Consider the following 9,785-nt stretch of genomic DNA (forward strand, 5'->3'; position numbering starts at 1 on the left):
TGGTCGGGTGTGTCGTTGTATGCGTCGGGTGCGTCTTCGTTGCGGGTCCGGTTGTGGCCGGTGGGTGAGGAGGGTTTCGGGGTCGAGCTGGCTGATATGGCGGGGCTGCCGGTGGCCCGGGTCGACACGCTCGTCACCCGCGCCATCACCCCGGAACAACTCAACGCCGCCGCGGGCGGACACGACGTCACCGATGACGCGCTGTGGCGGTTGTCCTGGACCCCCGTCGGCGTGGCCGTCCCCGAGGACCGGCGTCCGGAGTGGCTGGTTCTGGGTGAAGGCAGCACCCTGGCAGGGGCCGCCGACACCATGGCGGATCTGGCGGAGATCAAGGTGCTCGCGGACGCCGGTGGTGAGGTCCCGGAGTGGGTGCTGGTGGATGTGGAGGCCTGGGCGGCCGCATTTTCGTCATCCTCCTCGGCGTCAGGCACCGACCTTGCTGAGGTGGCGCGAAGCGTCACGGGACGGGCGCTCGCACTCGTGCAGGCGTGGCTGTCCGACGACCGGTGGGCCTCGTCCCGCCTGGTATGGGTGACGCGCGGCGCTGTCGGCGTACATGCCCACGAGCCCGTACCGGGGCTGGCCCTCGCGGGAGTGTGGGGTCTGGTGCGTGCCGCGCAGGCGGAGCACCCCGACCGGTTCGCGCTCCTCGACCTCGCCCCGGCCGACGACCTTGCGGGTCCCGACCGTTCCGCGGACGCGGCGCGGACACCGGTGGACGAGATCCTCGGGGTGCTCGCGTCCGGCGAACCCCAACTCGCCGTTCGCGAGGGGGAGATACTGGCTGCCCGGCTCGCGCCGGCCCGCAGCGGCGACGCGCTGACGGCTCCCGCCGGCGACGCTCCCTGGCGTCTCGCCAAGGACCCCGGCGGCAACCTCGACGCGCTCACCGTCGTCCCGGCCCCTGATACGGCGGAGCCGCTCCGCGAGGGACAGGTGCGGATAGCCGTCCACGCGGCCGGAGTGAACTTCCGCGACGTCCTCATGGCACTCGGCATGGTGTCGGCCCAGGGCACCCAACTCGGCGGCGAGGCAGCCGGAGTCGTGACGCACATCGGCCCCGGAGTCACCGGCGTGGCGGTGGGCGACCGCGTCATGGGTGTCTTCGACGGCCCCTTCGGCCCGGTCGCCGTCGCGGACCGCCGGATGGTGGCACGTATCCCCGGCACCTGGACGTACGCCGAGGCGGCGACCATCCCGCTGGTGTACCTCACCGCGTACTACGGTCTGGTCGACCTGGCCTCGGTCAAGCCGGGCGACCGCGTCCTGGTGCATGCCGCGACCGGTGGCGTCGGCATGGCCGCGGTCCAGCTCGCCCGGCATCTCGGCGCCGAGGTGTTCGGCACGGCCAGCCCCGGCAAGTGGGCGACGCTTCGCGCGATGGGATTCGACGCGCCGCACATGGCGTCCAGCAGGTCGCTGGAGTTCGCGGACCACTTCCTGAGCGGCACGGATGGGCGGGGCGTCGATGTCGTCCTCAACTCCCTGGCGCACGAGTACGTCGACGCCTCGCTACGGCTCCTGCCGCGCGGCGGACACTTCCTGGAGATGGGCAAGACCGACATCCGGGAGGCCGAAGAGGTCGCGGCCGCCCACCCCGGCGTCGCCTACCAGGCGTACGACCTCACCGTCTTCACCGGTGTCGGCAGCCCGGGGGCCATCCCGCAACGCATCCAGGAGATCCTCACCGAACTGCTCGCCCTCTTCGACAAGGGTGTGCTCCGGCCCCTCCCGGTGACCACCTGGGACGTCCGCCGGGCGTCCGCCGCGCTGCGCCACATGTCGCAGGCCCGGCACACCGGCAAGATCGCCCTGACCGTCCCCCAGCGGATGAACCCGGACGGCACCGTTCTCCTCACCGGCGGCACGGGCGTCCTGGGCAGTCTCCTGGCCCGCCACCTGATCACCGAACACGGCATGCGCAACCTGCTGTTGGTCAGCCGACGGGGCGAGGAGGCGCCGGGTGCCGCGTCCCTGCGGGAGGAGCTCACCGCCCTGGGGGCGGACGTACGCATCGTCGCCTGCGACACCTCCGACCGGACGGCGGTGGCGGCACTGCTCGCGACCGTTCCCGTGGGAGCACCGCTGACCGGTGTCTTCCACACGGCGGGCGTGCTGGACGACGGCGTGGTCGAGGCCCTGACGCCCGAGCGCGTCGACGCCGTCATGCGGCCGAAGGTGGACGCCGCATGGCATCTGCACGAGTTGACCCGGGATCTCGATCTCGCGGCCTTCGTGCTGTACTCCTCGGCCGCCGGAGTGTCGGGCGACGCCGGCCAGGCCAACTACGCGGCCGCCAACGTCTTCCTCGACGCGCTCGCCCAGAGGCGCAGGGCGGCGGGTCTGCCCGGACAGTCGCTCGCCTGGGGGCTGTGGGACGACCGGAGCGAGATGACCGGGCACCTCGACGACGCCGATCTCGCACGGCTGGCCGACGCCGGTGTCCGGGGATTCGCCGCCGCCGAGGGCCTGGCCGTCCTCGACCACGCGCTCGGCATCGACGAGGCACTGCTGGTCCCGATGCGGCTGGACACGGTGGCGCTCGCCGCGGACGCGTCCCCCGTACCGCACCTGTTCCGGGGAATCGTGCGGGCGCCCGTGGCCCGCAGGGTCGCCGCCGACGACACGGGCAGCCAGGGCACGGACCTGGAGACCCGGCTCGCGGACCTCTCACCGGCCGAGCGCAACGAGACCGTCCTGGACCTCGTACGCGAACGGGTCGCCGCCGTCCTCGGACACAGCGGCCCCGACGCCGTCGAGCCTGCCAGGGCCTTCAAGGAGATCGGCTTCGACTCGCTCACCGCCGTCGAACTGCGCAACCGGCTCAACACCGCGACCGGGCTACGGCTGCCCGCCACCCTGGTCTTCGACCACCCGACTCCCACGGCGCTCGCCCAGTACCTGCTGACGGAACTCGCTCCGGGCCTGCCCGCGGAGGAACCGCTCGGCGTCCGACTCCTGGAGCAACTCGCCCACATCGAGGCGGAGATGGCGGAGTCCGACGCCACCGCCGAACTGGACGCCGACCTCCACTCGGCCGTCACCGCACGCCTCAACGGCATTCTGACCGCTTGGAACAGCGCCCAGCGCACACCGGACCACGGCGCGGCCGCGGTGGAGCTGGACTCCGCCAGCGACGACGAGATCTTCGACTTCATCGACAGCACCTTCGGGAAGTCGTGATCCCTCCCGCTCCCCGCTGACCCCCACCGACGCTCCCGCGTTCTCGCATACCTGGACGCTCGCATACCTGGACGGGTGAACTACTCATGGCCAACGAAGCCAAGCTCCGCGAATACCTGAAGCGCGTCACCGCCGATCTGCACGAGACCACCGAGCGCCTGCGCGAGGTCGAGGGCAGGGCGAGCGAGCCGATCGCGATCGTGGGTATGAGCTGCCGCTTCCCCGGCGGTGTCGAAACCCCCGATCAGCTCTGGGAGTTGTTCCACTCCGGCCGTGACGCGATCAGCGGGTTCCCCGAAGGGCGCGGCTGGGACGTCGAGGGTCTCTACCACCCGGACCCCGACCACGCGGGCACGAGCTACACCCGTGAGGGCGGTTTCATCGAGGGCGCCGAAAGGTTCGACGCCGGACTGTTCGGGATATCGCCGCGCGAGGCGGTCGCCATGGATCCGCAGCAGCGACTGCTGCTGGAGGCGTCCTGGGAGGCTCTGGAGGGGAGCGGACTCGACCCCCTCCGGCTCAAGGGCAGCAGGACGGGTGTCTTCGTCGGCGTGATGTCCTCCGACTACGGCATCCAGAAGGGCGCCGCCGTCGACGGGGCCGAGGGCCACCTCAGCACCGGTACGCACTCCAGCATCGTCTCCGGGCGCATCTCCTACGTGCTCGGCCTGGAGGGCCCCGCGGTCTCGATCGACACGGCCTGCTCCTCCTCCCTGGTCGCGCTCCACTCCGCGGCCCACGCCCTCCGCCAGCGGGAATGCACCCTGGCACTGGCCGGCGGCGTCACTGTCATGGCGACGCCTGAGCGCTTCGTCGAGTTCAGCCGTCAGCGTGCCCTGTCCCCGGACGGGCGGTGCAAGGCGTTCTCGGCCGACGCGGACGGGACGGGGTGGTCCGAGGGCGTGGGTGTCCTTGTCCTGGAGCGCCTGTCGGATGCCCGGCGCAACGGTCATCAGGTGCTGGCGGTGGTGCGGGGTTCGGCGCTGAATCAGGACGGTGCGAGCAATGGTCTGACGGCGCCGAACGGTCCGTCGCAGCAGCGGGTGATCCGTCAGGCGCTGGCGAACGCGGGTCTCACGGCGGCCGAGGTGGACGCGGTCGAGGCGCACGGTACCGGTACGACACTTGGTGACCCGATCGAGGCGCAGGCACTGCTGGCCACCTATGGGCAGGGGCGTGAGGAGGGGCGGCCGTTGTGGCTGGGTTCGTCCAAGTCGAACCTGGGTCATACGCAGGCGGCTGCGGGTGTGGCGGGTGTGATCAAGATGGTGATGGCGATGCGGGCGGGTGTCCTGCCGCGGACATTGCACGTGGGGGAGCCGTCGCCGCATGTGGACTGGTCGGCGGGTGCGGTGGAGTTGTTGAGCGAGGCGCGGGAGTGGCCGGAGACCGGTCGTCCGCGCCGGGCCGGCGTCTCCTCCTTCGGTGTGAGTGGGACGAACGCGCATGTGATCGTGGAGCAGGCGCCGGTGGAGGAGTCTGCGCCGGTGGATGGTGTGGCGCCGGCTGGGTTGCCGGTGCCGTGGGTGGTGTCGGGCAGGTCGGCGGGGGCGTTGCGGGCGCAGGCGGAACGACTGGCTGCGCAGCAGCGGGGTGTGGGTGCGTCGGTCATCGATGTGGCGTTTTCGTTGGGGGTGTCGCGGGCGGGGCTTGAGCATCGGGGTGTGGTGCTGGGTTCGTCGCGTGAGGAGTTGCTGGAAGCGCTGGGGGTGCTTGCGGCGGGTTTGGAGGGGCCTGGTGTGGTGTCGGGTCGGGTGGTGGAGGGCCGGCTGGCGTTCTTGTTCACGGGGCAGGGTGCGCAGCGGGTGGGGATGGGTCGGGAGCTGGCTGCTGCGTTTCCGGTGTTCGCGCGGTCGTTGGAGCGGACGTATGACCTGCTGGATGTGGGTTTGCAGGGTGTGGGGCTGCCGTTGCGTGAGGTGCTGTTCGCGGAGCCGGGCAGTGCTGCGGCGGACTTGCTGACGCGGACGGTGTACGCGCAGGCCGCTCTGTTTGCGGTTGAGGTGGCGTTGTTCCGGCTGGTGGAGTCGTTCGGGGTGCGCCCGGACTTCGTGGCGGGCCACTCGGTCGGCGAGATCGCCGCCGCCCACGTAGCGGGGGTGTTCTCGCTGGAGGACGCCGCGATGCTGGTGGCGGCTCGTGGCCGGTTGATGGACGCGTTGCCTGAGGGTGGCGTGATGGTGGCGGTCCAGGCCGCCGAGGCGGATGTGCGTGAACTCCTTGAGGGTGTGGAGGGTGCGGGTATCGCGGCGGTGAACGGGCCGCGCGCGGTGGTGCTTTCGGGTGCGGAGACTGCGGTGACGCCGGTGGTGGAGGCGCTGCGAGCACGTGGGATCAAGTGCAAGCGGCTGGACGTGAGTCATGCTTTCCATTCGCCGTTGATGGAGCCGATGCTTACGGACTTCGCTTCGGTGGTGGAGGGGCTGTCGTTCGAGGCTCCGCGGATCGCGGTGGTGTCGAACGTGACGGGGGCGGTGGCGTCGGCGCGGGAGTTGTGTGTGCCGGAGTACTGGGTGCGCCATGTGCGGGAGGCGGTGCGCTTCGGCTCTGGTGTGGAGGCGCTGGTTGGTGCGGGTGTGTCGTCGTTCGTGGAGCTGGGTCCGGACGGTGTGCTGAGCGGGATGGCCCGTGAGGTGCTGCCGGAGGGCGCGGACGTGGCGTGTGTGCCGGTGATGCGGCGGGACCGGGACGAGGTGCGGGAGTTCCTGACCGCTCTGGCCCGGCTCTCCGTCCGTGGTATCGGCGTGAGTTTTGAGCCGTTGACGGCCGGTGGGCGTCTGGTGGAGCTGCCCACGTATGCCTTCCAGCGTGAGCGGTACTGGCTGGAAGCCGGTCACGAGGTCACGGATGCGGCGGGTCTGGGTCAGGCGGCGGCGGATCATCCTCTGGTGGGTGCGGTGGTGGGGCTGGCCGGTGGTGACGGTTCGGTGCTGACGGGGCGGCTGTCTTTGAAGTCGCATCCGTGGCTGGCCGATCACGCGGTCGCGGGTGTGGTGCTGTTGCCGGGTACGGCGTTCGTGGAGCTTGCGGTGCGTGCGGGTGACCAGGTCGGCTGTGGCCGGCTGGAGGAGCTGACGCTGGAGGCGCCGTTGGTCGTGCCCGAGCGTGGCGGTGTACAGGTGCAGGTCGTCGTGGGGACGGCGAACGGTGCCGGGGAGCGTCCGGTCGCCGTGTACTCGCGGCCCGAGGACACCGACGAGGCCCCCTGGACACGACACACCACCGGGTTCGTCGCGGGCGGTGCCGACACCGACGCCATGGGCCTGGAAGTATGGCCGCCGTCGGGTGCGCAGGCGGTCGACGTGAGCGACGCGTACGAGGTGTTGGCGGACCAGGGTTACGGTTACGGGCCGGTGTTCCAGGGTCTGCGCTCCGTGTGGCGTCGTGCGGACGAGGTGTTCGCGGAGGTCACCCTGCCCGAGGGCGCGCAGGCGGACGCGCAGCGGTTCGGGCTGCACCCGGCGCTGCTGGACGCCGCACTGCACGCGACCGGCTACCTCGACGACCACGGCCCGGAGGGCACGGGTGGTGGGACGCAGCTGCCGTTCGCGTGGACAGGGGTGTCGCTGTACGCCTCCGGCGCGTCCGCTCTTCGGGTCCGTGTCGCCCGTAAGGGGAAGCAGGAGTACGCCCTCGACCTGGCCGACAGCGCCGGACAGCCTGTCGCCACCGTCCATTCGATCAGCACCCGGCCGGTCTCGGTCGATCAGCTGAGCAGCGCCGCGTCTTCTCACCACCGGTCGCTGTTCCGGGTGGAGTGGACGTCCGTGACGCCGGCGCCCCACACGACCGCGGGGAACGTCGACTGGGCTCTGCTCGGTGAGCCGACTCCGGAGACGGCGGATCTCGCGGCATTCGCGGGGACGCGGACCTACGCCACGTTCGCCGATCTCGTCGCCGCCGTGGAGGGCGGGTCCGGAGTCCCGGACCTGGTCGTTCTCCCGTGCCGCAGCCGGCTCGACGGGAGCACTGTGCCGCAGGCGTTCCGGTGCAGCCTGCACGAGGCTCTGGCTACCGTGCAGGCCTGGAACGCGGACCCCAGGTTCGACGGCGCACGGCTCGTCGTACTGACACGCGGCGCCGTGTCCGTGTCCGATACCGAGACGCTCACCGCCCTCGACCTGGCGCCCGTACGGGGCCTGCTCCGTTCCGCGCAGGCCGAGGCTCCTGGCCGCTTCCTGCTCGTCGACACCGACGGATCCGTCCCGTCGGCGGAAGCCCTGCGCCATCTGCCGGAGCTGCCGGAAGCCGAGATCGCCGTGCGCGAGGGCGAGATCTACGCACCCCGTCTGACGCGGGTTGCCCCGGTGGGTGGGGTGCCGTCATGGGGTGGCGGTGCGGTGCTGGTGACGGGTGGTACGGGTGGTCTGGGTGCGGTGGTGGCCCGGCATCTGGTGGTGTCGCATGGGGTGGAGCGTCTGGTACTGCTGTCCCGGCGGGGCGGCAAGGCGCCGGGGGCGGCTGAACTCGTCGCGGAACTGTCTGAGCTGGGTGCCCGGGTGGAGGTCGTGGCGTGCGACGTGAGCGATCGGGCCGCGCTGTCTGCTGTGGTGGCCGATCTGGGCGCGGAGTTGTCGGGGGTCGTGCATACGGCCGGTGTGGTCGACGACGGGGTGCTGGGATCGCTGACACCGGAGCGGCTGGACGGAGTGCTCGGTCCCAAGGCTGAGGCGGCCTGGTATCTGCATGAACTGACGCGGGAGTTGGATCTTTCCGCGTTCGTACTGTTCTCGTCGCTGGCGGGAACGGTCGATGGCGCGGGCCAGGGCAACTACGCGGCGGCCAACGTATTCCTGGACGCGCTGGCGGTGCATCGTCGTGAGCTGGGACTTCCTGGGACCTCCCTGGTGTGGGGGCTGTGGGAGGGCACCGGCATGGGCGCGGTGCTCGCAGAGGGTGACGTCGCGCGGATGAGCCGGTCGGGGGTGCTGGGCCTGCCGGTGGCGGAGGGGCTGGCGTTGCTGGACGCGGCGCTGGGTGTGGACGCCCCGGTGGTGGTGCCGGTGCGTCTGGACGTCGGGGCGCTGCGGGCGCGGGTGGAGGGGGTGCCCGCGGTGTTCCGCTCGGTGGTGGGCGGTCCGGCGCGACGTGCCGTCGGTGGTGCCGGGTCCGGCGAGGGCAGGGCCTCACTGGCGGGGCGGCTCGCGGCGCTGGGCGCCGATGAGCGTGAACAGGTGTTGCTGGAGCTGGTGCGGTCGCATGTGGCGGCGGTGCTGGGACATGACGGCGCGGGGGCGATCGAACCGGGCCGGGCGTTCAGCGACATCGGCTTCGACTCGCTGTCGGCCGTGGAGTTGCGGAACCGGCTGAACGCGGAGACGGGGCTACGGCTCCCCGCCACGATGATCTTCGACTACCCGACCCCCCGAAGCCTCGCCGAACTGATCCGGGACAAGACGCTCGGAGCGGTCGACGCGGCCGCGGCCGCACAGCCGACACCGATCGCGGTGATCGACGACGAGCCCATCGCCATCGTCGGCATGGGCTGCCGCTACCCCGGCGACGTCACCACGCCCGAGGATCTGTGGCGGCTCGTGTCCCATGGCACGGATGCGGTCAGCCTCTTCCCTGAGGATCGCGGCTGGAACGTCGACGACATCTACGACCCGCTGCCCGGCCTCTCCGGCAGGACGTACACGCGTCAGGGTGGCTTCCTCCATGACGCGGCGGACTTCGATCCTGGGTTCTTCGGGATCTCGCCGCGTGAGGCGCTGGCGATGGATCCGCAGCAGCGGCTGCTGCTGGAGACGTCGTGGGAGGCGATCGAGCGGGCGGGCATCGACCCGACCAGCCTGCGCGGCAGCCAGACCGGGGTCTTCGCCGGGATCATGTACCACGACTACGGGTCCCGCGTGTCCCAGCCGTCGGAGGAGGTCGAGGGTTACCTCGGCAACGGCAGCGCGGGCAGCATCGCGTCGGGCCGGGTCGCCTACACGTTCGGCTTCGAGGGCCCGGCCGTCACGGTCGACACGGCCTGCTCCTCCTCCCTGGTCGCCCTCCACTGGGCGATCCAGGCCCTGCGCCAGGGTGAGTGCACGATGGCACTCGCCGGCGGTGTGACCGTCATGTCCACCCCCGAGACGTTCATCGACTTCAGCCTCCAACGCGGCCTCGCCGCGGACGGCCGCTGCAAGGCGTTCTCCGCCGACGCGGACGGGACGGGTTGGGGCGAGGGCGCGGGCGTACTGCTCCTGGAGCGTCTCTCCGACGCGAAGAAGAACGGGCATCACGTGCTCGCCGTCGTGCGGGGTTCCGCCGTCAATCAGGACGGTGCGAGCAATGGTCTGACGGCTCCGAACGGTCCGTCGCAGCAGCGGGTGATCCGTCGGGCGCTGGCGAACGCGGGTCTGACGCCGGCCGAGGTGGACGCGGTCGAGGCGCACGGGACGGGCACCACGTTGGGTGACCCGATCGAGGCGCAGGCGCTGTTGGCCACGTATGGCCAGGAGCGGGATGGAGAACGCCCGTTGTATCTGGGTTCGATCAAGTCGAACGTGGGTCATACGCAGGCGGCTGCGGGTGTGGCGGGTGTGATCAAGATGGTGATGGCGATGCGGGCGGGTGTGTTGCCGCGGTCGTTGCATGTGGGGGAGCCGTCGCCG

Annotated in this window: 2 protein-coding genes; both read left to right on the forward strand. The window is 71.1% G+C overall.

Translation table 11 applies throughout. The features are described from left to right. Positions 1-60 precede the first annotated feature (60 nt). Positions 61-3,183 (forward strand): SDR family NAD(P)-dependent oxidoreductase, encoded by a 3,123-nt coding sequence (locus ACZ7LV_RS38825; RefSeq protein WP_471946067.1) that lies wholly within the window; start codon positions 61-63, stop codon positions 3,181-3,183. 86 nt (positions 3,184-3,269) lie between these two features. Then, positions 3,270-9,785: type I polyketide synthase (locus tag ACZ7LV_RS38830; RefSeq protein ID WP_471946068.1), on the forward strand; the 6,516-nt coding region annotated here is incomplete at its 3' end.

It is taken from the genome of Streptomyces sp. NPDC107562 (assembly GCF_055657325.1).